24 protein-coding genes are annotated in these 26,985 nt (G+C 52.0%); 15 read left to right on the forward strand and 9 right to left on the reverse strand.

Annotated features, from left to right (window positions below):
• Positions 1-64: 64 nt before the first annotated feature.
• From ACX9GU_RS08885 to ACX9GU_RS08905, 5 genes are all read right to left on the reverse strand, one after another.
• Positions 65-853 (reverse strand): ABC transporter ATP-binding protein, encoded by a 789-nt coding sequence (locus tag ACX9GU_RS08885; protein WP_473194497.1) that lies wholly within the window; start codon positions 851-853, stop codon positions 65-67.
• A gap of 709 nt (positions 854-1,562) precedes the next feature.
• A complete protein-coding gene (locus ACX9GU_RS08890) occupies positions 1,563-2,639 on the reverse strand; it encodes a porin (protein ID WP_473195142.1) in 1,077 nt (358 codons plus the stop codon).
• Between the two features lie 46 nt (positions 2,640-2,685).
• Positions 2,686-3,477, reverse strand: a complete 792-nt coding sequence (locus ACX9GU_RS08895; protein ID WP_473194498.1) for an ABC transporter ATP-binding protein — start codon at positions 3,475-3,477, stop codon at positions 2,686-2,688.
• A gap of 14 nt (positions 3,478-3,491) precedes the next feature.
• Positions 3,492-5,018, reverse strand: a complete 1,527-nt coding sequence (locus ACX9GU_RS08900) for an ABC transporter permease subunit (protein ID WP_218832891.1) — start codon at positions 5,016-5,018, stop codon at positions 3,492-3,494.
• Positions 5,019-5,791: 773 nt separating this feature from the next.
• Complete coding sequence (locus ACX9GU_RS08905) at positions 5,792-5,974, reverse strand: hypothetical protein (RefSeq protein WP_473194499.1); 183 nt, start codon at positions 5,972-5,974, stop codon at positions 5,792-5,794.
• Between the two features lie 238 nt (positions 5,975-6,212).
• On the opposite strand from ACX9GU_RS08905, the gene gspS reads away from it, so the two are divergent.
• Positions 6,213-6,605, forward strand: coding sequence for a type II secretion system pilot lipoprotein GspS (gene gspS, locus ACX9GU_RS08910; protein WP_172413936.1), 393 nt, complete (start codon positions 6,213-6,215; stop codon positions 6,603-6,605).
• Between the two features lie 48 nt (positions 6,606-6,653).
• Here gspS and gspB read toward each other — a convergent pair whose 3' ends face one another.
• Positions 6,654-7,214, reverse strand: coding sequence for a type II secretion system assembly factor GspB (gene gspB / locus ACX9GU_RS08915; protein WP_473194500.1), 561 nt, complete (start codon positions 7,212-7,214; stop codon positions 6,654-6,656).
• 209 nt (positions 7,215-7,423) lie between these two features.
• Entirely contained in the window at positions 7,424-10,687 is a 3,264-nt protein-coding gene (gene pulA, locus ACX9GU_RS08920) for a pullulanase-type alpha-1,6-glucosidase (protein WP_473194501.1), read from the reverse strand.
• Positions 10,688-11,152: 465 nt separating this feature from the next.
• Here pulA and gspC point away from each other — a divergent pair, with 465 nt between their 5' ends.
• From gspC to ACX9GU_RS08990, 14 genes are all read left to right on the forward strand, one after another.
• The gene (gene gspC / locus ACX9GU_RS08925) at positions 11,153-12,007 is read left to right on the forward strand and encodes a type II secretion system protein GspC (RefSeq protein WP_473194502.1); all 855 of its coding nucleotides are present in this window, start codon (positions 11,153-11,155) and stop codon (positions 12,005-12,007) included.
• Positions 12,008-12,025: 18 nt separating this feature from the next.
• The gene (gspD, locus tag ACX9GU_RS08930) at positions 12,026-13,990 is read left to right on the forward strand and encodes a type II secretion system secretin GspD (RefSeq protein ID WP_473195143.1); all 1,965 of its coding nucleotides are present in this window, start codon (positions 12,026-12,028) and stop codon (positions 13,988-13,990) included.
• Positions 13,987-15,492 carry a type II secretion system ATPase GspE gene (gspE, locus tag ACX9GU_RS08935; RefSeq protein ID WP_473194503.1) on the forward strand — a complete coding sequence of 502 codons (1,506 nt, stop codon included), beginning with the start codon at positions 13,987-13,989 and terminating at the stop codon, positions 15,490-15,492. The genes gspD and gspE overlap by 4 nt, the downstream gene beginning before the upstream one ends.
• Before the next feature lies 1 nt (position 15,493).
• Positions 15,494-16,717, forward strand: a complete 1,224-nt coding sequence (gene gspF / locus ACX9GU_RS08940; RefSeq protein ID WP_473194504.1) for a type II secretion system inner membrane protein GspF — start codon at positions 15,494-15,496, stop codon at positions 16,715-16,717.
• Positions 16,718-16,745: 28 nt separating this feature from the next.
• Positions 16,746-17,174 carry a type II secretion system major pseudopilin GspG gene (gspG, locus tag ACX9GU_RS08945; RefSeq protein ID WP_021805938.1) on the forward strand — a complete coding sequence of 143 codons (429 nt, stop codon included), beginning with the start codon at positions 16,746-16,748 and terminating at the stop codon, positions 17,172-17,174.
• Positions 17,174-17,725, forward strand: coding sequence for a type II secretion system minor pseudopilin GspH (gene gspH / locus ACX9GU_RS08950; RefSeq protein WP_473194505.1), 552 nt, complete (start codon positions 17,174-17,176; stop codon positions 17,723-17,725). The genes gspG and gspH overlap by 1 nt, the downstream gene beginning before the upstream one ends.
• Positions 17,722-18,087, forward strand: coding sequence for a type II secretion system minor pseudopilin GspI (gene gspI, locus ACX9GU_RS08955; RefSeq protein ID WP_473194506.1), 366 nt, complete (start codon positions 17,722-17,724; stop codon positions 18,085-18,087). Before gspH ends, gspI begins: the two co-directional genes overlap by 4 nt.
• Entirely contained in the window at positions 18,084-18,683 is a 600-nt protein-coding gene (gene gspJ, locus ACX9GU_RS08960; RefSeq protein WP_094981957.1) for a type II secretion system minor pseudopilin GspJ, read from the forward strand. The genes gspI and gspJ overlap by 4 nt, the downstream gene beginning before the upstream one ends.
• Positions 18,680-19,666: a type II secretion system minor pseudopilin GspK gene (gspK, locus tag ACX9GU_RS08965; protein WP_473194507.1), complete on the forward strand. Its 987-nt coding sequence runs from the start codon at positions 18,680-18,682 to the stop codon at positions 19,664-19,666. Before gspJ ends, gspK begins: the two co-directional genes overlap by 4 nt.
• The gene (gene gspL / locus ACX9GU_RS08970; RefSeq protein WP_473194508.1) at positions 19,666-20,865 is read left to right on the forward strand and encodes a type II secretion system protein GspL; all 1,200 of its coding nucleotides are present in this window, start codon (positions 19,666-19,668) and stop codon (positions 20,863-20,865) included. Before gspK ends, gspL begins: the two co-directional genes overlap by 1 nt.
• Positions 20,858-21,346 carry a type II secretion system protein GspM gene (gene gspM, locus ACX9GU_RS08975; RefSeq protein ID WP_473194509.1) on the forward strand — a complete coding sequence of 163 codons (489 nt, stop codon included), beginning with the start codon at positions 20,858-20,860 and terminating at the stop codon, positions 21,344-21,346. The genes gspL and gspM overlap by 8 nt, the downstream gene beginning before the upstream one ends.
• Entirely contained in the window at positions 21,336-22,079 is a 744-nt protein-coding gene (locus ACX9GU_RS08980) for a type II secretion system protein N (protein ID WP_473194510.1), read from the forward strand. The genes gspM and ACX9GU_RS08980 overlap by 11 nt, the downstream gene beginning before the upstream one ends.
• A 48-nt stretch (positions 22,080-22,127) precedes the next feature.
• Positions 22,128-22,970, forward strand: coding sequence for a prepilin peptidase (locus ACX9GU_RS08985; RefSeq protein WP_473194511.1), 843 nt, complete (start codon positions 22,128-22,130; stop codon positions 22,968-22,970).
• A 131-nt stretch (positions 22,971-23,101) separates the two neighbouring features.
• Positions 23,102-24,196, forward strand: a complete 1,095-nt coding sequence (locus tag ACX9GU_RS08990) for a M14 family metallopeptidase (protein ID WP_473194512.1) — start codon at positions 23,102-23,104, stop codon at positions 24,194-24,196.
• An 82-nt stretch (positions 24,197-24,278) separates the two neighbouring features.
• Here the strand turns inward: ACX9GU_RS08990 and ACX9GU_RS08995 are convergent, their stop codons facing one another.
• Together ACX9GU_RS08995 and ACX9GU_RS09000 are read right to left on the reverse strand one after the other, a co-directional pair.
• Positions 24,279-25,556, reverse strand: a complete 1,278-nt coding sequence (locus tag ACX9GU_RS08995; RefSeq protein ID WP_473194513.1) for an MFS transporter — start codon at positions 25,554-25,556, stop codon at positions 24,279-24,281.
• Entirely contained in the window at positions 25,553-26,968 is a 1,416-nt protein-coding gene (locus ACX9GU_RS09000) for a M20 family metallopeptidase (protein WP_473194514.1), read from the reverse strand. Before ACX9GU_RS09000 ends, ACX9GU_RS08995 begins: the two co-directional genes overlap by 4 nt.
• Positions 26,969-26,985 lie beyond the last annotated feature (17 nt).

Consider the following 26,985-nt stretch of genomic DNA (forward strand, 5'->3'; position numbering starts at 1 on the left):
CGATTAGAAATTGATTTTATGCCTTGGTAAACACGGTTCAGTGGCGTTTACACAGGGCCTGGCTTTAATAGGCTGAAGTAGCAATTTGCTGGCTTAGCTCAGCGCTGATTTCTTCGATCAGGCTTTGCATTGAGCGTTTGTTCCGCTCCTCACGCCGTAGGGTGATTTCATAATTTCCGGTCACGGTACCGGGTTCTGAACCTAGCAAAATAATCCGATCTGACATCATTACGGCTTCTGTTATGCTATGGGTTACTAAAATCATGGAGCGAGTTTTTATTTGCCGCGTCGACCAGATTTGCATTAGGTCGTTGCGTAGATTTTCTCCAGTATAAATATCCAGGGAAGAGAAAGGTTCATCCAGTAACAGCAACGCAGGCTCGACGACGAGCGCACGGGCAAACCCCACCCGTTGGCGCATACCACCGGAAAGTTCTCGTGGGAAAGCATTGCGGTATTTTTCCAGACCAATCAGGTTCAGCATTTTTATCACCTGTTTGTCGATGGTGTCTTGGGAATAATGCTGTGCCTGCAATCCAAAGGCGATATTTTGATAAACGGTTAACCAAGGGAAAATAGCAAAGTTCTGGAAAACCATATTGATTTGTGGGTTAGGGCCTGAGACTTTGTCCTCACCCAGCATGACATCCCCAAAATCAGGAGATATCAAACCTGAGATTATCCGCAGTAGGGTGGATTTGCCCGAGCCGGATTTCCCTAATACGCTGATCACTTCATTATCATAGACTTTGAGGTCGATATCACTAAGGACCAAATGTGATTTTTGGGCCGTAGGTTGGAAGCTCTTACTAACGTTGCTGAGAGTAAGTAATATTTTTTTCTTGGCCATCATATTTCCTTGGTTATCTTTTAAAAAATAAATAGGTGAATAGGATATTCCACTGAGTTTTTCACAGGAACATCCAGACGTGAAAGTTTACACGGGAGAATGCCTGTGGTCTTATTGGTCTGATTAATATGTTGAATTCGGATTATTGAGAGGTGCTGTCAGCTAGGGATCGCCTAGTATAAGGCGCTGAAGGAGGTGAGAATAAAGTGCAGCTGTGACGTGATGATGTCACATACGGATACTTTTCAGGACGCAGTAAAATGACTATTGCGCCTAAGCCTCCAGCAGGCTCAACAAACCAATGAATAACGAACCGTCGGTGTCCATAATTTTATCCTGTATCAAATCGGAGTCTCATAGTACCCACAAGGGTCAGGAAGCTCAATAACTGAGTGATGTTTTATAACTGCAAAATGTAATTTAATATTAATAGCTATCGCAAGGGGTGTTTAAACTAAACACAGCCTCAACGAGGTTGTAGTTTAAATAAGTGGTTGGCTATAAATCCCGGAGCAATGAAAGTTAAACTAAATCGTTAAATGAGGGTAATGCAGTCAATGTGGAATGGGGAAAGAAACGGCTAATATGATTGTATTCACTGTTTTTAACTTTCATTCATATGTCTTGCTTGCTGCCTTCTATCCATTTAAAAACGATAAAAAAGCCCAATGAGGCCAAACCTCATCAGGCATGGGTTTCAGCGCTTAACTTCTCAGAACTGGTACATAATCCCCGTTTCAACGACATCATCAGAACCTAAACCGGCTGCATTGTGTTTATCCAGCAGGTTCAGTTTGTACTCTACATAGGCCGACATATTGGCATTGAAGCTATAACCCAGCGCCATATCTAGATACTTGACCAGATCGGTATCACCGATGCCAGGCAGGTCACGCCCACGTGACTGCAAATAGGCAAGAGAAGGGGTGATGCCAGAATCAAAGTGATACTGCGCCACGGCTTCGACGGCATCTGCCTTTGGTGCAAAGCCGGTGTAGTTGCCACCATCTACGTAGGTCATGTTCTGAGTGCGGGTATAGTTTGCTGCCAGATAGAGGTTATCCCGATCGTACTTCAGGCCCAGAGTCCAGGCTCTGGCACGATCGCCATTGGCCAGACCAAAATTTCGCTGTGCCTGTGTACGATCCGAATTGGCGTAGGCACCGCCAGCGCTCAGTCCCCAACCAATGTCGTAGGTGGTGGAGAAGGAATATCCGTCGCCGTTTTGTGTCTGTAGGTCTTGCGTGTGATGAGCGTCGTCCCCCCGATTCTTTCCCTGATATTGCATGCCGATATTCAGGCCATCAATAATCCCCCCCAAACCCTGATTATGATAGGTCAACATACCGTTGCCCCGACTGGTCATAAAGTTATCGGCAGCTTCATAACTGTCATTACCAAACTCGGGTAATACATCGGTCCAGCTTCCCACATCATAGAGTAAACCGTAGTTGCGCCCATAGCTGATGCTTCCAAACGGGCCGAATTTCACTCCGGCAAAACCCAACCGCGTGTAGTTATCACTTTGCTCGCCGCTTTCCGCTCCGTTCAGCCCAACCTGATATTCCCATTGGCCGTATCCAATGATGTCATCATTAATTTGTGTTTCACCTTTAAACCCAAAGCGAGTGTAGGACTGATCGCCGCTGCTGCCAGCGTTATCACTGAAATAATGAACGCCATTAATCTGCCCATATAAATCCAATTTATTGCCGTCTTTATTTACGATTTCTGCAGCTAACGTGGTGCTGGCTACTGGTAATAGTAACCCCAATACAGCCAAGTGCATTATATTTTTCATTTCAATAACCTGATGTTAATAAATACGTTGGAAGTTATGATGCTTTTTGTGATATCGCAATTCTCTTATACAAACGATCGCTGGTTTCATCAATAATGGCTGCCATATTCTGTCTGCCTCGTGATTCTCTTGGCCTGTCGATAACGATCTCATCGGTGATCTGCCGACTATTGGCATCCATAATGACGACTCGGTCGGACATCATGACCGCTTCTTCTATGTCATGGCTCACCATGACGATGGCGCTGATATTATTTTTTTTGCTCGTCCAGATATTTATTAAATCCATCCGCAGTTTCTGCGCGGTGAAGATATCAAGAGAAGAAAAAGGCTCATCCAACAGCAAAACTTTGGGCTCCACGGCTAATGCTCGGGCAAAACCTACGCGCTGGCGCATACCACCGGAAAGTTCACGGGGCCAGGCTTTCTCATACCCATTCAAGCCAACCAGCGTGAGTAATACTTTCAGCTTTTTGTCGATCAATTGCGGTGGCAAGTCTTGTGCGAGCAGGCCAAAGGCGATGTTGTCATACACCGTGAGCCACGGATAAAGAGCATAAGACTGGAATACCATGCTGATATCGGCATCGGGTCCTTGGATAGGTTTTCCTGCCAGCGATACCGTGCCGGTATCAGGGAAAATCAGGCCGGCAAATATGCGCATCAACGTTGATTTTCCTGAACCTGACTGCCCAAGGATCGTAACGAATTCCCCCTTGTGAACATTCAGATCCACGTCGCGCAGCACTTCCTTGGGGAGCTTTTTTTCTCCAATGAAGGCTTTGTTTACCTGCTTGGCGCTGAGTACCACTTCTTGAATAGTCATTTAATTTCCCTGCATTAATCATATTTGAATTTGGTTTCTGCAACGCGATACAGCGGCTGCCAGATAAAGATTACGCATAACGCCACCAGTGAGCACATGGCAGCGCAGCCCAGTGCGGATTCCGGGTTTTTACCGGCATCGGTTACGACTGAAATAAAAGCGCCCAGCCCGGTAGTACTGATAGTGGTAGCTCCCCATTGAATGACTTCTGCTGCAATGGCGCTATTCCATGCACCGCCTGCCGCAGAAATAATGCCGGTAACGATGTAGGGGAAAATCGCGGGCAGCATATAGTAACGCCACCATTTGAAACTCCGTAAACCGAAGGTTTCGCTGACTTCGGTGATATGTGATGGGATTGCCGTGACGCCGGCAATGACGTTAAACAACACATACCACTGCGTGCCGAGCATGATCATTGGAATCGCCCACCAGCCAAGATCCTGATGATAAACAGCGATAAAAGCGGCGATCAGAGGATAGAAAATATTGGGTGGGATAGCAGCCAGGATTTGAATGATCGGCTGGAAGAATTTCACCAGGCGTGGATTCATACCTATCCAGACGCCGAGTGGGGTGAAAATCACGATACTGAGCACCATTGCAGCCACTACACGCGCAGTGGTCAGCAGCATCCATTCAGGCATCATGGCGAAGTATTGCTTTGGGAAATACTCCCACAGTTGATAACCGAACCAGGCACAGGCCATGACCACCGCGAGGTACCAAGTGCTGCGCCACAGCCAGTTGGCTTTTGCGGTGATGCGAAACAGCTTATGCAAGCCAAGGCCGTACCAGATCTGTGGCAGCTTAAACAGCCATACATCAGCCAGCATGCGTAGGGCCGCTGACAACATTGATCCTATATGGGAATAGCTCAGGCAGTTATAAAACCATGAGCTGCCTTCAGTTTTATTGGCGCTAACATCTTCGTATTTGAAACGGGAGGTATAGCGAACCAATGGGCGGAAAACCAATTGGTCGAGCACGATAATATTGGCCGCCAATGTGATCACGGCAAACAGAATAGCGTGCAGGTTTTGCTGCGCCAGCGCTTCGGCAATATAGGAACCGACACCAGGCAATGCCACCGATTTATCGTTGACCGGGATAGCCTCCGACGCCACCAGAGCGAACCATGCAGCCGATTGTGACACCATGGCATTCCACAATAATCCGGGTACGGAATAGATAAACTCTAACCGCCAGAAACGTTGCCATGGATTGTAGTTGAAGCTGCGCGCGGCTTCATCCAGTTCACTTGGAACGATGCGCAGTGTCTGGTACAACGTTAGCATCATGTTCCATGCCTGGCCGGTAAATACCGCAAAGATAGCGGTACACTCCAGTCCCATCACGCTGTGTGGGTACAAACCAAGAAAATACACCGTGGTGAAGGTTAAAAAGCCCACCAAGGGTACTGACTCCATGAAGTTGACGAAAGGCAATATCACCCTGCGTAACGGCACGTAGCGAGCCGCCAGGACGGCAAAGACAATAGAGAATAACAATGACCAAATCATGCCGATTGCAAACCGCATTGTCGTTCTTAGTGAGTAATAGAAAAGATTCCAGGTATCCAGACTAATGGCGCCCACGCTGTGTTCATCGAACGAGCCGTGCATGTCCCCCCAGGCGCGGATAAGAAAGACGATGGCCAATAGTCCTATTGCAAAAACAATAAGGTCATTTAGATAGTACTTTCTAGAAATAGATGTACTTCTGCTTTTTTGCATAATGCCAATCCCATAAATTTCTCAAAAAACCGGCGAAAACGTCAACTTAATAAAGCCGAGCGCCTCCGTTTTAAACGAACATATATAGCTTGAGATAAATTAATTTGCTGATTGTTACGCTGATGATGAACGATGAATACTACAGGAACAGGCATGACAAGCCGGTATTATCAGATGCCAAGGCACATAGGCAGTGCCAGGACGTAGCTGATAAGCCGTTGATTGATTGTCTACATTCTGTTTATTTCAGAATGTAGTATGAACTACATTACTGAAATTTATCCAGTAGTACTAAGCTAAAACTAAAACTTCCATCGTCCATAAGGCCCCCGTAGTGAGAATAAAACGGTGAGATAGTAATGCTTGAACATAATGAATGGCAAGTAGATGTCATGGTTTTCATTATTGTATGTGTAACAGGATGAAAATGGATTTTTTAAAAGATATATCCATAAATTAAAATGACGGGAGCGATATTGTCAGATAGACAAGGACATCAAAAAATTGAAGCCTATATAGCTAAGATGAATTTTTCTTAAAGTGGGGAAATATAACTGTATTTATTTGAGTTATGCGTATTATTGATGATCCAGAACTTCCAGAACTTCCAGAACTTCCAGAACTTCCAGAACTTCCAGAACTTCCAGAACTTCCAGAACTTCCAGAACTTCCAGAACTTCCAGAACTTCCAGAACTTCCAGAACTTCCAGAACTTCCAGAACTTCCAGAACTTCCAGGACGTTCTGGGGAAGGGGGAACACCAACTCACCTTGTCATCCCCACATACCTTCCAAGATCTCAATGGTTCTTGGTTCCAACGGAACACGGTGCATGTTGCGCGCAGTGCTCTACTTGCGTGGCGACGAGGTAAAATGCAAAGCACTGAAAATGAATCTGCAAGCGGGATCGCAATAAGGAAAACTTTTCTCTCTAGCAAGTGACAGTGCTGGGGGATTTGTTAAAATAGACCCACTTAATCAAGATAAGATTATTATTATCATGCAGTTAACTAAGATTTTTCGTCTTGTCCCTGTATTGCTTTTGCTGGTAACGGCGGGTTGTCAGCAACCGCGTTCTTCTCTGCAAAAGGAGCCGGTCGCCCTTAATGAACAGGTAGAACAGCTGGCTTCAGTGATTGCTAGTACCAAGTATTTGAAATATAAGTGTAATCGTAGTGATTTACCCAGCGATGCGGTCATTGACAAGGTTGCCTACAAAGTCGCCAAGCAACGAGGCTGGAATAGCGCTGGCTACGGGGCTTTGCCGCAACGTAGTGAGGAAATTTATCAAAGCCTGATGAGAGACAACACGCCGGAACAAACCAAGTGCAGCAGCTTTAACAGCCTGTTGGCACCTTTTACCGACGAACTGCGTGCAGAAAAAAGCAGTTAGTGACACCAACTTGGTGTCATGTGCCTAGTGCACGGGCTAGTGTAAGGTTTATTCTGGCTCTTCCGCGGTGCTTTCTCTATCCACCTTGCCGCCCGGCCAATCCTCTAGCGCGTCAAGTGTGAATACTTCACCATTGAAGTTAAAGATGGTCACGTCCTGTTGTATTTGCTCAATCGTCAGGTTGGGGGCAGGGCTGTCTCCTTCCTGATAACGCTGACCGTTCAGCGTGATGCTGCGTTTGTCATCTTCCGATGCATAAACGTGCGCGCTGTATCTTAAAGGGGCTAACTCATCACTGGCTAAGGAGGGGAGGGCTTTGTTATCTGATCCCACTTGTTGCGCCGGTTTATTTTCATCATGCGCAGTTTCTCTATCAGCGTTGGTGACCGTATGCGTATGCCTGGGCACCTCCGTTTTTACCACGGCAGAGGGGACAATTTGAGTCAACGCGGGGGCAGCGAAAGCTTCGTTGTTACGCCAGTGCTGTCCGGAAAACCAGCCTATCGCTATTAACAACAATGCATACACTGGCAGCAGATAGCGGGGAATAAACAGCCCCTTGGCGGGCTGAACGCTGGCTTCTGGCTCTACTTCCGATTTATTGTCCACATCCCTGAACCTTTAATTAACGCTGATTTCTACAGCCAGAGGTTATTTATTGGCGTGTCGCCAACGCTTGAGCAAAGCCAAAGTATCAAGGGTATATCCTGCCCGAAAACTCGGGTCAATAGCATTGTACTTTTATTCGGGATTGATGTGACTCAGTGGGTGTAACCTCTCGTTTCGGGCCACCTGATGGTGACCCGAAACGGACCGTTTTATTTACTGCTTACAGGCAAACCTGCGCCCTGGGCAGAGACTTGTTGTTTTACCAACAAGGCTACCGACCAGGCGGGAACTGTAACGCTGCCCTCTGCGGTAATATTGACACCGGAGGCGAGTGAGCGGTCTCCCAGGTTTTGTTGGATTGCGCTCAGGGTGAGGTTTTCACCGGTAAAGTCATTAAGCGTTCTGGCTTCCGGCGCTGCGTTGATGATAACGATTAACGCATCGGCTTGTGGATCAAGATCGTTGCCCGCCTGAACCCCGTCATCAATGGTCATCACCAGTAAGCCCAGTTGCTGTTCTGCACCCGTGTTACGGAAATCGACACGCTTCATCACTTCATGGCCGCTACCCAAGGCAATCAGAGGCGAAGATTGGCGCAGTTGCGTGAGTTCCTGATAGAACGAGGTCATCTGCGCGATCTCTGTTTGGCCAGGTGTGGCAACAGCATCTTTTACGCTGGCGATCAGCGAATAGTTGTCACCGTCATCGCTGATGCGTGGCATACCAACGTTGAAGTTGTTGTCTTGATAGCTGTAATCCACACGGTTGAACCAGTCCCCGGCATCAAATGAGTCACGGGTAAATGACTTGGAACGCAAGAGTTCTGAGCCTTGTTGATCGAATGCCAGCCCTTGACCCAACAACGTAGTGGCCAGTGACACCGCCTGCATGCGTACGCGAGTGGTGAGATCGGCTTCACGCGCGGCTTTGTAACTGATCATATCCCATAAGGTTTGGTTGTCGTGTTTGGAAACATAGTTGACCACTTCGGTCGGATCGTTGGCATAACCCCCAATCGCCCCGTTATAGTCAATTTCGCTGCCTTTCTTGACGGAGCCGTCTTTATCGATCAACAGGAATTCAGCCAGGTTGCCGGCCATCCCCAGACGGGTCAGATCGGCCAGATGGCGCACGGTATCCTCGTTTTGCTGGGTTAACTCGTTAGCCAATACTCCAGCACCGTTACCCACCCCCTGGTTTTGACGCAAGGCATCACCAGAGTCAAACGGGCCGCCTCCGCGAACAGCATCACGCAGGCGATCGGAGAAGGTGCCAATGCCGGTGCCTTTTAACGTGATCTGCGAAGCGATTTCGAAGCGATCTTCCTGACCAGAATTCCAACCTTCACCAAAGAAATAAACGTTGGGGTTCACCGATTTTACTTTCTCCCGGGCAGCCAGGATTTGTGCTTTCGGATGATAGCCCATCAGGTCAAAGCGGAATCCGTCAATCTTGTAGTCTCGGCTCCAGACTACCAGAGAGTCTTCAATCAGTTTGGCAAACATCCGGTGTTCGGGGGCCGAGTCGGAACAACAGGTGGCCGACTCTACACTGCCCGTAGTTTCATTCAAACGTTGATAATACCAGGGCACGATTTTATCCAGCACCGAGGTACGATCCGTTGGGCCAGCCGCATTGGTATGGTTATAAACCACGTCCATGATGATGTTCATACCCAGTTGCTGCTTGATGGTCTGTACCATGGTACGAAACTCTTTGATGCGGGCAGTGCCTTCGGGATTGGTAGAGTAAGAACCTTCAGGCACCGTGTAGTGGAACGGGTCATAACCCCAGTTGTAGGAGTCAGTCTGGGCCACATAGCCATTCAATTCCTGCACCTGCGGGTTGTCCTGGCTGTCATTGTGTTTCAGTTCTTCTAGTACATCACCGATGGTGGTTGAACTCCCACAGTAGCCAGCAAAACGGCTTTGCTTAACGGCGCTGTTCAGTTCACAAAGCCGGCTGAATGGATGGGTGAGATCCGCCACTTTGTCGTTGAACTCATTGACGGTTGCCAGATCAAACACCGGTAGCAATTCAATGTGGGTTACGCCAGCTTGCCCAAGCTGTTTGAGATGCTGCACCATATTGCTGTCACTGGCAGTCAACGCCAGATATTTACCCCGTACCTGTTCAGGAATGGTCTGATCCCAGGCGGAAAGATCGCGGATATGCGACTCATGGATGACCATCTTGGCAATATCAGCCTGGCTGGTCTGTGGGTGTGGCATTGTCAGGCCGTCCCAGCCTTCTGGTTTCAACGCGCTGTCATTGAGATCCACGACCTGGCTGTATTCGGAGTTCGTGGAGAGGCTATGGGAGTAAGGGTCGGTGACTTCATACTGCTCCACTTTGCGCGATTGCGGATGATAAACGGTCAGGGCGTAACGATAAAAAGCGTCTTTAAGGTCATGACTTCCTTGATATGACCAGGCACCGGAATCGTTATCTCTGGTCATCGGATGGCTACCAATGACTTTTTTATCCGCACTGTAGATCACCAGTTCTGCCTGCTGGGCCGTGGGTGCCCAGACACGGAAAGTGACGCCAGAATCGGTCAGCAGAGCACCATATTCCAGGCCTTCCGCTGCGGCTGAGAAGCGATCATCGAGAACGCCAGCGGTCTGTACCTGGGTTGCTGAAATAAGGATGCCGTCCTGATTGGCGGCCAGGGCGACTGTCTCGCCGCTAAGTAGTTCGTCTACTTTTGCATTGTCCGGCAACTTGAAGGCGGCATAACCCGAGAGGTGAGGGAAGCGTGAACCCAGTTCCTGGCTGATGCTGGTCGGTGTCAGAGAAAGATAGCGATCGGTAAATTTTCCTTCGCTGTTGGCGGCCACTTTGCCATTGTGGTTGTAGTACAGACGTACGATAGGTTTCCCTTCCCCGGCAGGCCACAGCAGGGTGTGTTTATCTACCCAATGGGCTTCAGCCAGAGCCACCCCGAAGGCCGCGCGGAAAGCTTCGGCACGGGTATCATAAAGCGTACTGCTGCCTGCAAGCGCAGAAACGGTCCTGTCCGGAAAATCACTGAACGATAAACGCATATCCGCATCAATCAGCTTATTGGTGCCATCACGCAGAATGAAGTTGATACATCCAGTGGTTTTGGTCAGTGGTAGCACCCAATACGGGCCATAACTGTCGCTGCCTGTCGGTGTTGTACTGGTGTCATTCCAGTCCCCAGAGGGGTTATCCAGGGCGTCACAGGTGTCGTTATTCCATAAAAACAGGTTCTTGGCACTGTAATCAGCGGCGGAGCCGCTGGTGATACCGGCAATATCGACCAGATGAATGACCGCCTGGTTTTCACCGGCCATGACGGCTTCGCCAGGCATGGCTATGTCAGGCAGGCGTGCAATCGGCTCTTGGTTGTTGGTGTCGGGGCTAACGTCTGAAGAGTTATTATTATCACAGCCGCTCAATATGACGAGCGAGCCGAAAAGTAGGGCATTACAGGTATTTTTCAGCATTCTAAATTCCCTATCAGGCTTGCATTATAGAAAGTAAAAAATGGTTTCAATGTGTAAAGCAGTGGTATTAGATATTGCATGATGAGGAGGAGCATCCTCCTGCTTTAGGAGGAGGAGGGGCGTAGGTGGAAGGAGGAACCGAAGTTTAGAGGAGGGAGATCAAACGGGTTAAACCGCTTTTATGCTAGCGATATTAAGAAATAAATAGCTATAAAAACAGAAAGATAAATTATTTCGATAAGTAAAAATAATGATTTATTATTTAGGGGAGTATGTATAAAGTAACCCTTTCTGAGAGGATGTATTCAGAAACGTAAGGGCTGACAGAGGTACTGAGTTGTAAGGTTTCAGTCATAACCTTACATATTCTCAAACGACAATGCCCCCAACGATATGCCCACCGATTGACTGATATCGGTGAACTTCTAACTGGCGTAAACAGAGAAGCAGGCAAAGGAAGGCAAGATGCGATTTTCTGTAATGTTATCGGTATGCAGAGAGGCTACTTTCAGGCTGTTCACGCCGCGATGGGCTTTATGCGTACTGTCACTGTTGATTTGCAATCAACTCGCCTTGCTCACCTGGCACGGGGTCCTGCCCCCAGAAATATCCCCCGTACGCTTATCCAAAGCAGACTTCGCACCTGTAACAACCGGCGGTGGAGGTGAGTCTGAACGTTACCTCTTTACCCTCTTTGGTACTTCGCTACCCTCATCTTCTGCCACTGAGCATTCGGTCTCTGACCAAACCCTGCGTAACGCACCGCCTTCTTCTCTCAAGCTAAACCTGACCGGCATTGTCGCCAGCCCCAGTCCAGAGCGTTCTATCGCCATTATCGCCAAAGATGGCAAACAGTTCAGCCTTGGCGTGGGGGAGAAGGTGCCTGGTTATGACGCCCGAATTGCGTCAATTTTTGCCGATCGTATCGTGATCTCCTATCAGGGGAATTATGAATCGTTGCTGTTGTTCAGCGAGCAACCCGAGGCCGCTAAAAGTGACAAAAAAACCTCAGCGTCGCAGCTCAAGGCACAGTTGCAAAAGCAGCCGCAAAGCATTCTCAATTACCTGAATATCTCACCGGTGATGGTGGATGACAAACTCATCGGCTATCGACTCAATCCGGGCAAACAAGGCGAGTTATTCCGCAAGGTCGGGCTGCAGGAAAACGATCTTGCCATAGCGCTAAATGGCCTGGATCTGCGCGATGCACAGCAGGCTCAACAGGCATTGAAACAGCTTTCAGAACTCAGTGAACTGAATCTTACCGTTGAGCGTGGCGGTCAGTTACAGGATATCTATTTGGCTCTTGGAGATGAGTAATTGTTGAATACAAAAATAATCAGGAGCTTACGCATTGTGCTACTGGCGGTGATGCTGCTTGGTTCTCGGCAGGGCTGGAGTGCCGAGTTTTCTGCCAGCTTCAAGGGCACGGATATTCAGGAGTTTATTAATACGGTCAGCAAGAACCTGAATAAAACGGTGATTATCGATCCTGCCGTGCGCGGCACTATCACCGTACGCAGTTATGACATGCTCAATGAGGAGCAGTATTACCAGTTCTTCCTCAGCGTGCTGGACGTTTATGGCTTTGCCGTGGTGGATATGCGTAACGGCGTGTTGAAAGTGGTGCGCTCCAAGGATGCGAAAACCGCTGCGGTGCCGGTAGCCAGCGATGCTCAGCCGGGCGAGGGTGATGAAGTGGTGACACGTGTCGTGCCGGTCAATAACGTGGCGGCACGCGATCTTGCCCCGTTACTCCGTCAATTGAACGATAACGCCGGGGCTGGCAGTGTTGTGCATTATGAACCTTCCAACGTGTTGCTGATGACCGGGCGTGCAGCGGTTATCAAACGTTTGATGGCGATTGTTGAACGGGTTGACAAGGTCGGTGACCGTAGTGTGGTCACGGTACCGCTGGCCTATGCGTCTGCTGCTGAAGTCGTCAAACTGGTCACCGAATTAACCAAGGATGCCAGCAAATCAGCGATGCCAAGCCTGATGGTAGCCAATCTTGTTGCGGATGAGCGAACCAACTCGGTCCTGGTCAGCGGAGAACCCAACTCCCGCCAGCGGATTATCGCCATGATCAAGCAGCTGGATCGTGAGCAGGCCGTGCAAGGCAATACCAAAGTGATTTACCTGAAGTATGCCAAAGCCACCGATCTGGTTGAGGTGTTGACTGGCGTCAGTACCAGTATTCAAAGTGAGCAACAGAATGCCAAGCCAGCGGAAGCACTGCGTAAAGACATCACCATCAAAGCCCATGAGCAAACCAATTCACTGATACTGACGGCGGCTCCGGATGTCATGCGGGATCTGGAGAAGGTGATAGCTCAGTTGGATATTCGCCGTGCACAGGTACTGGTAGAGGCGATTATCGCAGAGGTACAAGACGCCGATGGTTTGAACCTGGGGATCCAGTGGGCCAACAAGAATGCTGGCGTGACGCAGTTCACCAATACCGGTTTGCCTATCACTACGGCGATTGCCGGAGCCAATCAATACAACCAGGACGGGACGGTGAATAGTACCCTGGCCAGCGCTCTCAGCAGTTTTAACGGTATTGCTGCCGGTTTTTATCAGGGTAATTGGGCAATGCTGCTGACCGCGCTTTCCAGCAGTAGCAAGAATGACATTCTGGCGACACCGAGCATTGTCACGCTTGATAACATGGAGGCCACGTTTAATGTCGGCCAGGAAGTTCCTGTCCTCTCCGGCTCGCAAACGACGTCGGGCGATAATATCTTCAACACGGTGGAGCGAAAAACCGTCGGCATTAAGCTGAAGGTCAAACCGCAGATCAACGAAGGGGACTCCGTGCTGCTGGAGATCGAGCAGGAGGTTTCCAGTGTGGCTGATGCGGCGTCCAGCAGCAGTGCTAATCTGGGGGCGACCTTTAATACCCGCACGGTCAATAACGCGGTGCTGGTAGGCAGCGGTGAAACCGTGGTGGTGGGTGGCTTGCTGGATAAAACCGTCCGCGACAGCAGCGACAAGGTTCCGGTGCTGGGGGATATCCCGGTGCTGGGCTATCTGTTCCGCTCCAACAGCAAACAGGTTTCCAAGCGCAACCTGATGCTGTTCATCCGCCCGTCGATCATCCGGGATCGTGAGCAGTATCGCCAGGCCTCCTCAGAAAAATATCAGGCTTTTAATCAGGAACAAGACCATCAGCGTGGCAAACAAGGGAGCGAAGCCACGCTGAATAACGAAGTATTGAAGTTGCCACCCGATCAAAACGGTGCCACTTTCCGCCAGGTTAATGCCGCGATCAGCGCATTCTATTCAACGGGGGGACGATGAATACCCTCCCCGAGGACCTGAGTGAATTACGTCCGCAGTTGCCATTTGCCTATGCGCGCGAGCAACGCATTTTGCTGTTGCGGGATCATGCGGGGTGCCGTGTGCTCCGTCTGGCGGAAACCACCGCCACAGCATTGCTTGAGGCGCGTAGGGTAGCCGGATGTGGGCTGACTATCAGCACGGTGTCGGGTGAAGAGTTTGAGAAACAACTGGTGATCAGCTACCAGCGCGATTCGCAAGAGGCGCGACGCATGATGACCGATATCGGCAATGAAATGGATTTTTATACCCTGGCAGAAGAGCTACCCGACAGCGACGACTTGCTGGATGCCGATGATGATGCCCCTATTATCCGCCTGATCAATGCGATGCTGACTGAAGCCATCAAGGATAAAGCCTCGGATATCCACATCGAAACCTATGAACGCCATTTGCAGATCCGTTTCCGGGTCGATGGCGTGTTGCGTGAAATTCTGCGCCCTCAGCGGCGGTTGGCCTCTTTATTGATATCGCGCATCAAGGTCATGGCACGGCTGGATATTGCCGAAAAGCGGATCCCCCAGGATGGGCGCATGGCACTGCGAATCGGTGGCCGAGCCATTGATGTGCGGGTTTCGACCTTACCGTCTAATTATGGTGAACGAATTGTTCTGCGTTTACTGGATAAAAACAGCGTCAGTCTGGATCTCGCCGCGCTTGGCATGTCTTCACATCATCGGCGGCAGATCGATGAACTGATCCAGCGGCCACATGGCATTATCCTCGTCACCGGTCCTACAGGTTCGGGTAAGAGCACCACCCTCTATGCAGCATTGAGCCGCCTCAATGCCAGCGAACGCAATATCATGACGGTCGAAGACCCGATCGAGTATGAACTCGAAGGTATCGGCCAGACGCAGGTAAACCCCAAGGTAGATATGACATTTGCTCGTGGTCTGCGAGCCATTCTGCGTCAGGATCCAGATGTCGTGCTGGTTGGGGAAATCCGCGACAGCGAAACCGCTCAGATTGCGGTTCAGGCATCACTGACAGGGCACCTGGTACTCTCCACGCTGCACACCAACAGCGCCCTGGGGGCCTTATCGCGGCTGCAGGATATGGGCATCGAGCCTTTTTTGCTTTCCACCTCATTACTGGCCGTGCTGGCGCAGCGACTGGTTCGCACACTCTGCCCCGATTGTCGTCAAACTTACGCCGCCGATCCGGCCTTGGCCGATCAAATGGGGATTTTACCCGGAACCCCATTATGGCAGGCGAAAGGTTGCTCGCAGTGTAATTTTACCGGTTACCGTGGGCGTACTGGTATTCATGAACTGCTGCTGATTGATGACCGAGTGCGTACGGCGATCCATCAGGGAGAGAGTGAATTCGCGATTGCTCGTCAATTACGTCATGAGTACAAGACATTGCGCCAGGGGGGATTGGAAAAAGTGTTGGCGGGCGAGACCAGTTGGGAAGAGGTGATCCGCGTGACCGAAAGCCAGTCTCAGGAAGAGGGATGACATGGCCCTATTTCATTATCAGGCGTTAGACGAGCGCGGCAAAAAACGGCGGGGAGTGCAGGAAGCGGATTCAGCCCGCCACGCCCGTCAACTTTTACGGGAACAGGGGTTGGTCCCTGTAAGCCTGGACGAAGGGCAGGATGAACGCCAGCAGGCCCAAAGCGGGCGGCGTCTTTCATGGGGCCGGGGGATTAGCAGTGCCGATCTGGCATTGTTGACTCGTCAGCTTGCGACCTTGGTCGCCGCTTCCTTACCCTTGGAGGAAGCGCTGGATGCCGTGGCAAAACAGAGTGAAAAACCCCGGCAGCGCAGCCTGATGGCCGCAGTGCGCACCAAAGTACTGGAGGGACATTCCTTGGCTGAAGCCATGAGCGCTTATCCCACCAGTTTTGAGCGTCTGTACTGTGCGATGGTGGCGGCGGGTGAAGCTTCTGGTCATCTGGATCTGGTTCTGAACCGGTTGGCGGATTACACCGAGCAGCGCCAGCAAATGCGAGCTCGTATCCTGCAGGCAATGATCTACCCCTGCGTGCTGACGGTGGTAGCCATCAGCGTGATCGCCATTTTACTTTCCGCCGTCGTGCCCAAGGTGGTGGAACAGTTTATTCACATGAAGCAGGCACTTCCGCTATCAACGCGTGTGCTGATGGGGTTGAGTGACGGAGTTCGAGCCTTTGGCCCTTGGGTGCTGCTGTTGCTGTTATTGGCGCCGATGCTGATGCGTCTGTTGCTGCGCCAAGAAGCGCGGCGCATTGCTTTTCATCGGCAGTTGCTGCGCCTCCCGGTGATCGGACGCATCGCACGAGGGCTCAATACTGCCCGTTACGCCAGAACGCTGAGCATCCTCAATGCCAGCGCGGTGCCGTTGCTACAAGCGATGCGCATCAGCGGAGAGGTATTAACCAATGAATATGCGCGCCGCCAGCTGTCACTGGCAACGGAATCGGTACGTGAGGGGGTGAGCCTACATCGGGCTCTGGAAATCACTGGGCTGTTTCCTCCGATGATGCGGCACATGATCGCCAGCGGTGAACGCAGTGGGGAACTGGACAGCATGCTGGAACGTGCGGCAGACAACCAGGATCGGGAGTTTACTGCCCAAATGCAGTTGGCATTGGGGCTTTTTGAGCCCTTGTTGGTAGTGAGTATGGCGGGCGTGGTGCTGTTTATCGTTTTGGCTATCCTGCAGCCCATCCTGCAATTAAATACTTTGATGAGTATGTAAATTCAATCTGCAAATAACGGAGAGAAAAATGCGGCAACAGCGTCAGCGAGGTTTTACCCTGCTGGAAATTATGGTGGTGATTGTGATCCTGGGCATCCTGGCGAGTCTGGTAGTGCCTAACCTGATGGGAAATAAAGAGAAGGCGGACCATCAGAAGGTCGTCAGCGATATTGTCGCGCTGGAGAGCGCATTGGATATGTACAAGCTGGATAACAGTCGATATCCCACCACCGAACAAGGGTTGCAGGCACTGGTGACCAAGCCCTCGGCACAACCGGAACCGCGCAATTATCCTCAAGGTGGCTATATTCGCCGTTTGCCGCAGGATCCATGGGGCGCAGACTATCAGTTGCTTAGCCCGGGCCAACACGGTCAGTTAGACGTTTTCTCTTATGGCCCCGATGGCATACCGGACACCGAAGATGATATCGGTAACTGGACGATTGGTAAGAAGTAATGCGCCAACGCGGCTTTACGTTGTTGGAAATGATGCTGGTTGTGCTGCTGATCGGGAGTGCTGCCAGTTTGGTGATCATGTCATTTCCGGCCATGCAACAAAATAATCCGCAGCTACAGCTGAAACGTTTTCAGACTCAGCTGGCTTTTGCCATGGATGCTGCGGTGCAAAATGACCAGTTGCTGGGGATCCGGGTTCGACCAGACGGCTGGCAATTCCAAATGCTACAGCGTCAGGCCGCTGAAAAACGCGGGGCAGTATCTGGCTCGGATAGTTGGCAAGGTTACGTCTGGCAGAATTGGCAACCCCGCCAGGCGGCGTTAGGGAGCCAAATGCCTGATGATATCCGGCTCAGGCTGTATTTCCCCGATCGGCAGGAGTGGCCGCGTGCTGCGGAGTCGCCACCGGAACCCGATATTCTACTGTTACCTGGCGGGGAAATTACACCGTTTGAGCTGGTTTTCAGTGAGGCCGGTAGCCAACCATTGGTATGGCTGCGGGTAGACGAAACAGGCGCGATCGAATCGTCAGTAAACGGAGCTGCACAGTGAACGCCCAAAGAGGGATGACGTTGCTGGAAGTGCTGGTGGCATTGATCGTTTTCGCCTTGGCAGGGTTAGCCGTGCTGCAAACCACGGCACAACAGGCTGGCAGCATTGGCCGTATGGAGGAAAAAATACTGGCAAGCTGGTTGGCGGATAATCAACAGGCCAGGTTACATCTTGAGAAAACCTGGCCGGAAAAGCGCTGGATCGGCACCACGGTGACCTATGCTGGCGAGGAATGGTCTGTACGCTGGCAGGGGGTTGATACCGAGCTGGGTCAATTACGGGCACTGGATGTTGAGGTACGGCGTCATAAAGAAGACGCTGCGCCAGTGGTTTCTTTACGCAGCTACGTGGTGCGGGAATGAATGGTCGTAGCCAGCGGGGCTTCACGTTGCTTGAGATGCTGTTGGCATTGGCAATTTTTGCTGCGTTGAGCATCAGTGCCTTCCAGGTTTTGCAGGGGGTGATGCGCAATGATGAGATTTCGCAGCGCAAGGCGCAGCGGTTGGCCGAACTTCAACGTGCCTTTATGCAGCTGGAAGGGGATTTCGGTCAGATCATCCCTCGCCATCACAGAGGGAATGAACGCGTATTTTCCGCGGCGCGCTATCAATTACAAAGTGAGGACTGGGGCGTCTCTTTCATGCGCAATGGTTGGCAAAACCCGATGGGAATGTTGCCCCGCGCCGAGTTACAACCGGTGGGATATCGTCTGCGTCATCAGCAGTTAGAGCGGTTGAGCTATGCCCATGCGGATCCACTCGTTGGGGAAGCGCCGGTGGTCAAGGTCTTGCTCAATGAGGTCAGTGTCTTTCGTCTGCGCTTTTTTGCCGAGGGGACGTGGCGGGAGAGTTGGGACAATGCGTCGGTTTTACCGCAGGGGATTGAAGTGACATTAGTGGTTGCTGGCGTGGGTGAATTGACCCGTCTGTTTTTGATCACGGCGGTGGGGCAAGAATGAGGGCGCGGCAAAAGGGCGTTGCCCTGCTGGTGGTGTTGCTGATCCTGGCGCTGATGGTGACGATTGCAGCGACCATTGCCGAGCGAAACGGGCGCACCTATCTGCGCACAGCGGCTCATTTGGATCGCCAGCAGGCAAAATGGTACGCCCGCTCGGCAGAAGCTCTGGCGGTGAAAATTTTGCAACGAGATGCGCTGGACTCACCTAATAAAACACATTTGGCGCAAAACTGGGCGCAAGAACAGCGCCGTTTCCCCGTTGAAGGCGGGGAGGTGTTTGGGCAGATTGTTGATGGCCAGGCCTGCTTTAATCTCAATGCCATTAACCAAGGGGCAGCGACTGAAGGTATGCAGCCAACATTGCCTTACCCTACCCAGGTTTTTAAACAGTTGTTAATCAACCTGGGGGAAGATCCCCTGCGTGCGACGCAGATAGCGGCGGCACTGCGTGACTGGATAGACAGTGACAGCGAACCAGGCATTGATGGGGCTGAAGATGAGGTCTATATGGCCCAGGCTGTGGCTTACTTGCCCGCCAATCAACCCATGCAGGATGTCAGCGAGTTGCGCACCGTCTCTGGGGTTGATGCCAGCCTTTATCGGCGTCTTTTGCCTTACGTTTGCGCGCTGCCAACCCAGACGCTGTTGGTAAACGTTAATACCCTGAGTGAGTCTCAAGGGCCATTACTGGCGGCGCTATTTCTCAAGGAGCTTGATTCAGCTATGGCGACTCGATTGCTACAACAGCGTCCACGTGAAGGGTGGAGCAGTACGACGGCATTTTTGGCACAGGTTGCCCTGAAGGACATCGATACCTCAACGGTCAGATCGCTGTTGACGACAAAGAGTGAGCTGTTTTTAGCCAGTTTCATCGTGCTGATGGGGGAGACTCACTATAGCCAGCGCAGCCTGTTGCGCAAAGCCGGTAACAGTTTCCAGGTGGTACAGCGGCAATATGGATTAAGCATGATGGTGGAGCCTTGATGCCTAACAGAAAGCCCCGTGAGCAAGCCAGGTTGATACTGCGCTTACCCAGCGATGAAACGCAGCCAGTGCTGTGGTATTTCGCTTCAGCAGACGGTCATCAGCAAGGTAGTTTGGCTATGGGGGAGAACGATGACCAATTGGTGAGCCTGCTTGCCAGATACCCTGCCTGGGTATTGGTGCCTGCGAGCGAGTTGGTTTTCCATCGTGTGACGCTGCCTCGTCGCGCCAGGCGTCAGAGTCTGCAAGTGCTGCCGTTTATGCTGGAGGAGCAACTGGCAACGGAGGTTGAACGGCTGCATTTTGCCATTTTGCAGCAAAGTGGTGATGTGTGTGACGTTGCGGTAGTTGATAAAAGCCTGATGCAGCAGTGGATAGCCCGTTGTGAACGTCTGGGGGGGCAGGTGCAGGCAATGTTGCCAGATGTGCTGGCGTTACCCTTGGCCGCCGACGGTTGGAGTGCGGTCAGTCTCAATGATCAATGGTTGTTTCGCCGGGAAAAGCATGCCGGCATGATTGTTGAATCCTCCTGGTTAGCGGAGTTTTTGGCCGTGTGGGCACCGCCGGTAATTGAAAGCTACTCCGCGCCACCAGCATCAACCGCTAGCCCTCCGGAATGGCGTATTCAACCACCGCGGGATTTACTGCAACTGGCGGCAGAAGGTGTGCACGAGAGCGGAGCCGATCTGCGCCAGGGCGAATTCACCCGCTCGAGCCCCTGGCGTACACGATTACGCCCCTGGCGAACCGTGATGATGGCATTAGCCGGGTATTTACTGCTGTTGTGTGTGAGCGCTGGGCTGTCTCATTACCGGCTTTGGCAACAGGCTGACCATTGGCGGCAGGAAAGTGTGCGGGTCTACCAACAGCTGTTCCCGGCTGATAAAAAGGTGATTAATCCGCGCGTGCAGATGCAGCAGCACTTGCAGCAATTACAGCCTATCGAGCAAGCCGGTGTGGTCGCACAGATGCGCCAATTGCAACAGCTGATGGCGGAGAACTCGGCAATCCGGTTCCAGGCGTTGTCTTATGACGCAGGCCGTAAAGAGCTGAAAGTCGATGTACAGGCGGCCTCTTTTCAGGCGTTGGAACAGTTTCAGGTTGCCGCCGGGCAGCGTTATCAGGTGCAACCTGGTGAAATCAAGCAGAATCCAACTGGGGTAGAGGGCCGACTGACTCTGGGGATAAAGGATGAATGAACTCAAGCGCCGCTGGCTACAGCTCAGCCTTCGGGAACGAGGGTTGGTATTGGGTTGTGGTGTATTGGTTATCGTCAGCTTGTGCTACTACACACTGTGGCTGCCCTGGCAACAACAGGCTAGCCAATGGCAGCGTACTATCGCCCGTGAACAAAACACGGTGGAATGGATGTTGCAACAGGCTCCGCGCTTGCGCCAACAAGGGACACAACCCATACAGGACGCTTCCCTAAGCTTGTCGGCCAGGGTGGCACAGAGCGCTGCAGCTCAAAACATGAACATTACCCGCATGCAGCCTCAGGGAGAGCGGCTGGCGGTCACGCTGGAACCTGGCGATTTTAATGCCCTGATGCTTTGGCTCACACAGTTGGAAAAGCGCTATAGCGTTCGCATTGTGGCGCTTGAGGTGGCGATGCGTCCCGATAAACCCGGATGGGTGACAGTAAACAAACTGATGCTGGAGCGCAGCGATGGGCGCTAAAGCCAAAAAGGCCGTGCTTTTGTTGGCCTGTTATCTCCTATTGCTGGGAGGCCACGCGCCAGCACGGGTATTACAAGCTTTTATACCCGCAGATATGAAGGTCGGTGGCTTTTCGGGTTCCCTGTGGCAGGGCAGTTTGCACCAGTTAAGCTGGCGTAACATTATGCTGGCCAAGTTGGACTGGCAGTTCACTTTCTCCTCTTGGATGCCAGCCTTGGAGATTGAGCTAAGGGATCCGCAAGGCTTGCAGGGAGCCGGTATCCTGCGTGGTTGGCAGGGTCTTCAACTGCATGAATGGCAACTCTCTGTTCCTGCAGATGTTGTGCGGCAACAGTTGTCGTTGCCTTTGCCGATCACCGCCCAGGGAGAGCTGCGACTGCGGCTGCAACAAGCAGAGTTCAGTTCCGCGGGTTGCCGGAGTCTTGGCGGTGGTGTTGTCAACTGGCAACACGCACAGTTGGCGACTCCGTTGGGGGCGTTGGAACTGGCCAACGTGCAAGGCCAATTGAGCTGTGATGGAAAAGGGGCTCTGGTGTTGGTGTTGAAACAAGACTCCTCTCATCTGAGCCTGACGGGGCGTGGCACCGTCGGATTTGACGGGCGCTATCAGTTCAACGGTCAGGTGCGCCGAGGGCCGGTATTACCGGAGGCGATGAGGCCACTGATAAATCAGTTAGGCAGGGCCAACGATCAGGGGCAGATACCCTGGCAGCTTCAGGGGCGGTTACTTTAAACGGCACTAGGCTGACTGTAGGTACTTGGCTGACTGCAGGGAGGTTGTTTGAGTTTATTACTGGATTTTACCGTTGCATTTCCTCTCCTTTGGCTGTGTGTCGTGGGGATATTTGGGGCCATAGTGGGTAGCTTTCTCAACGTGGTGATTTATCGGTTACCGGTGATGCTGGAGAAGCAATGGCAGCGTGAGGCGCTAGTGCAACTGGCGCTGCCCTTAACTGAATCCATACCGCGCTTTGATCTGCTATTACCACGTTCCTGTTGCCCGCATTGTCAGCATCCTATTGCGGCCAGGGACAATATCCCCCTGCTGAGTTTTCTGTTGTTAAAGGGTAAGGCTCGTTGCTGTGGTGAGCGTATCCCACGGCGCTACCCGCTGGTTGAAGTGGCAACGGCTATGATGTTTGTGCTAACGGCGCTTATATTCCCGCTAGGGTTCCCCTTGCTGGGTGCCTGGATATTACTCTCCTTTTTGCTGACGCTGGCAGTTATTGACCATCACAGACAACTGTTGCCAGATGTACTGACCTTGCCACTGCTGTGGATCGGACTTTTATTCAATATTCAGGGGCATTTTGCCTCGTTGGAGCAGGCGACGATTGGCGCAGTGGCAGGTTATGTCTGCCTATGGAGCGTGTTCTGGCTATTCAAGCTGGCGACCGGTAAAGAGGCTCTCGGCTATGGTGATTTTAAATTACTTGCGGCGTTAGGGGCCTGGTTAGGTTGGCAAGCGTTGCCACAGGTGATTTTGGTGGCGGCGGCCAGTGGGCTGCTGGTTACGCTGATACAGCGCGGGTTGGCGAAACAAGATCTTAATCAACCGTTAGCCTTTGGTCCCTGGCTCGCGGTGTCGGGCGCGGTCAATATGTTTATACCTTGGAGCTTTTAAGCGCCTATATCTTGATTGGGGGCGCTAGCAAGCGCACCCCGTCTTGTGCCTGAAACACGACTTTTGCTAGCCGGTTGACCAATGATCAAAAATATTTTACGTGTTACCTACTGATACTAAAGGGAATGATTATGCATAAGGTTACGATGTTGGCGGTGTTGCTTACGGGAATGCTTAATGCTCAGGCGGCAACGGTTTATACCGGAGATAAAATTGACGGTAATCCGGTTATCAGCAAGTTGGATGTAGACGATCTGGAGGCAGGAAAGGTTTATCGCTTCATGTTCCAGGGAACCAGCAATGGGATCGGTCAACATTGGTATGTTCCCGTCATGGTGGCCAAAGGTGCGCAGCCTGGTCCTAAGCTGGGTCTGCAAGCGGCGGTCCATGGTGATGAACTAAATGGCACCCGGGTGATACAGCAGGTGTTTGAAAAGCTGGATCCCGCAGAGTTGAAAGGCAGTGTGATCGGCGCCGTGGGCGCGAATCCTTCTGGCATGTTGGCCAATAACCGAAACTGGCAGTTGGCCAATGACGGGGGAGATATGGTCGATTTCAACCGGGTCTGGCCGGGCAAAGAACAAGGTAACGCCGCCGAACAGCAGGCTTGGCTGCTATGGAATAATTTGTGGGCGGGCAATGCCACCCTGTTTGTTGATATGCACACGCAGAGCCGGGGGACCGAATATCCCTTGTTCATCTATGCGGATTACCGTAACCCGCAGGTGAAGCAAATGGCTGAACTGTTCCCGGCGGACCAGATTAAAGCCGATCCTGGTGAGAAAGGCTCCGTCGAAACCACATTCGTTGAAAACAAGATCCCTGCCATTACACTCGAAATTGGCAAGCCCAAGCTCTATCAACCTGAACTTATCGCGCGTAGTTTGACAGGGGTGCGTAACCTGATGGTTCAACAAGGCATGACAGCCGGAACATTAGGGACAACGGCTAAAGAGCAAAAAACCTATATCGGTAATGAGATGAGCTCGATTCGAGCTGAGGTTGGCGGATTTGCCGAGGTTCTGGTTAAGGTCGGCGATTCGGTGGTAAAAGGGCAGAAGGTGGCGGTTCAGCGTAATGCATTTGGCGACATCATTCGTGAATATACTGCGGCCCATGATGGCCGAGTGTTAGCTATCGGCAATGATCCGTTGCGCGAACCCCGGGCTTTGCTGGTTCGCATCCTGTTCAACAATCCTGAACCCCAGTGTGCCGATGGCTGCTAATTGACGTGAGGTTTTTTAACCCCTTGAAGATCCCTTCAAGGGGTTAAATAGGCTAATTATTCCAATAGCCTGGGGTTGTTTATCAGGCCGAACGCAAATGCTTTCTGCTCCCTAACAGTGCCCAGCCGCTCAGCAGTGCCATCATCATCAGATAATAGCTTGGTGCCAGGCTGGTACCGGTCGCGGTGATCAGCAGGGTGCAGATCAGCGGCGCAAAGCCACCAAATACCGTCACCGCCACGTTGTAACTGATCGCCATACCGCTGGCCCGTGTCGCCATCGGGAACAAATCGGCCATCACCGAAGGCACCGTCGAGAAGTAAATGGACTTCAGCAAGGCCAGCCAGCCAACCATCAACATCAGCATCATCGGCGAAGTGTGGTTCACCACCAGCAGGAATGCCGGATAAATAGTCAGCAGCAGCAGGATCAGCGAACCCCACATCAACGGCAGGCGGCCGACTTTTTCCGCCCATAATCCCATTATCGGGGTAACGACCGTTAAAATCACACCGGCTAACAGGGTTGCACTAAAGGCGGCAGAACCGGACAGATTCAGGTTTTTGGTGGCGTAGGTGGGCACATAATTCAGCATGTAGTTGATGGCGGTGGAAATCACCATCAGCCCGATGGCCAGCAGCAGCAGGTTTTTTTGATTACCAACCAGCATCTTCAACGGTGCTTCGGGTTTTTGCTGCTGCACGAAGCTGGCTGGCTCATGCACATGGCGGCGGATATACAGCCCTACCGGGCCGATCAGCAAGCCAAAAGCAAAGGGAATACGCCAGCCCCAGTCCTGGATTTGGCTTTCTGTCAGCCAGTGGGTCATACCTAACCCGAAGGCGGAAGCCATCAGCGTGCTGGCTCCTTGCGTGGCAAACTGCCAACTGGCGATAAACGCCTTGCGCTCCGGGAAGTGTTCGACCAGAAAGGCGGTTGAACTGCCAAACTCCCCACCGGCGGAAAAACCCTGAATTAAGCGGGCAATCAGGATCATCAGCGGAGCCGCCAGCCCAATGGTGGCGTAAGAAGGCATAAAGGTGATGATCGCACCCCCAAGCAGCATCAGGCTGATGGACATCAACAGTGCCTTCTTGCGGCCAACCCGATCGGCGTAGGCTCCGAGCACCACAGCACCCAGAGGGCGGATTAAGAATGAGACACCGAAGCTGCCGAAAGTCAGCAACAATGAAACGGCCGGATCCTCCGTAGGGAAAAAGGCATGGGCGATATAGCTGGCGAAAAAGCCATAAACCGCGATATCGAACCATTCCAACGCGTTGCCGATGCAGGTGGCAAACAGCGTTTTATACAAATTGGGTTTGGCCGCTACGCTATCCTGTTGGGCTATCGCGTTCATGAGGACTCTCCTGCCCGGCGTTGTGCCAGGATCGTGCTGCCATTTTCGCCCAACTCCCAGAACAGGCGAGTCATGATCTGCAATCCTTCACGAGCGATGGATTTCAGCATATGCTCATTGACCCCGTGTTGACCACAGGCCGGATAGGAGTGGGGGATCCACAGCGTGGGCAGTCCCAACGTATCGGCAAACACGTCATTAGGCAGCGAGCCGCCCAGATTGGGCAGCAATGCGGGTTTTTTGCCGCTGGTTTGTTGCAGGATCTCAAGTGCCCAGGGAACGAGTGGGTCTTGTGGATTGAGCCTGGTGGCCGGTGAACCATGCAGCCATTCCACCTCCACATTGCCAAAGCCGTGTAATTGCAGATGCTGTTGGATATGGTTAACCAGATTTTGCCAGTCGGTACCGACCACGAAGCGCAGTTGGCATACCGCCGTTGCGCTGCCGGGGATGGCGTTCATTGGCCGAGCCGGGTTGCCCGTTTGATAGGCCAGTACTTCAAGCGTGTTCCAACCATACAGGCGCTCGCTTGGGGTCAGGCCAGCTTCACCCCAGTTCTCATCGATCGCCGGATCGCCAGCTTGGCCGCCAACGCTGAGATCGCGCAAAATGGCACGCAGGTTGTCATCCAGAGGGGCGGGTTTCAGCGCTGCAACCTGTAACTGCCCGTGCTGATTAACCAGAGAGGCGATCGCATTAGCCAGTTGGGTTCCCGGATTGCTGAGTAATCCCCCCCAGTTGCCAGAGTGATAGGCGTTATCCCTGGCTTGGATGCTGAGGCGGAAATTGATACAGCCGCGTGAGCCTAGGAATAATGTGGGCTGTGTGGCGTTCAGCCGTGGGCCATCGGAGGCGATAAACAGATCGGCTTGCAGCAATTCGCGTTGCTGCTGGCAAATGGCCGCGAGCCCAGGAGAACTGATCTCTTCACCCATTTCGAAAATCAGCTTGCAGTTGAACCCTAGTTTGCCCCCGCGTGCGTGGAAAACCTGCTCCAGCGCCGCCAGGTTAATACTGTGCTGCCCTTTGTTATCCGCGCTGCCACGGCCGTACCAACGATCGCCTTCTTCACTCAATTCCCAAGGCGAAATACCTGTGCGCCAGTTCTCGTCGTCGCCGAAAACCACATCGCCGTGGCCATAGCTCAGCAGGGTAGGTAATGAAGGATCTTCAATGCGTACGGCGATCAGAAACGGGCGGTTGGCTGCTTCCGGGTTATCGAACAGTTGTAACTCGAAACCCAGCGCCCGTAACGGCGGCATGATTTCCTGTTCGAGGTAGAGCAAAATGCCGGCATCGTCGTCATGCCGCTGGCTTTCGGTGGCCAGCGCGATGCGCCGCGCCAATATGCGGCGGAATTCGCCACTGTCAAAATACGCTGTCGCCAAAGCGACGGCCTGTTCACCCGTCATGATGGTTTTCCCCGTTG

The sequence above is a fragment of the Serratia sp. K1WW1 genome (assembly GCF_055790865.1).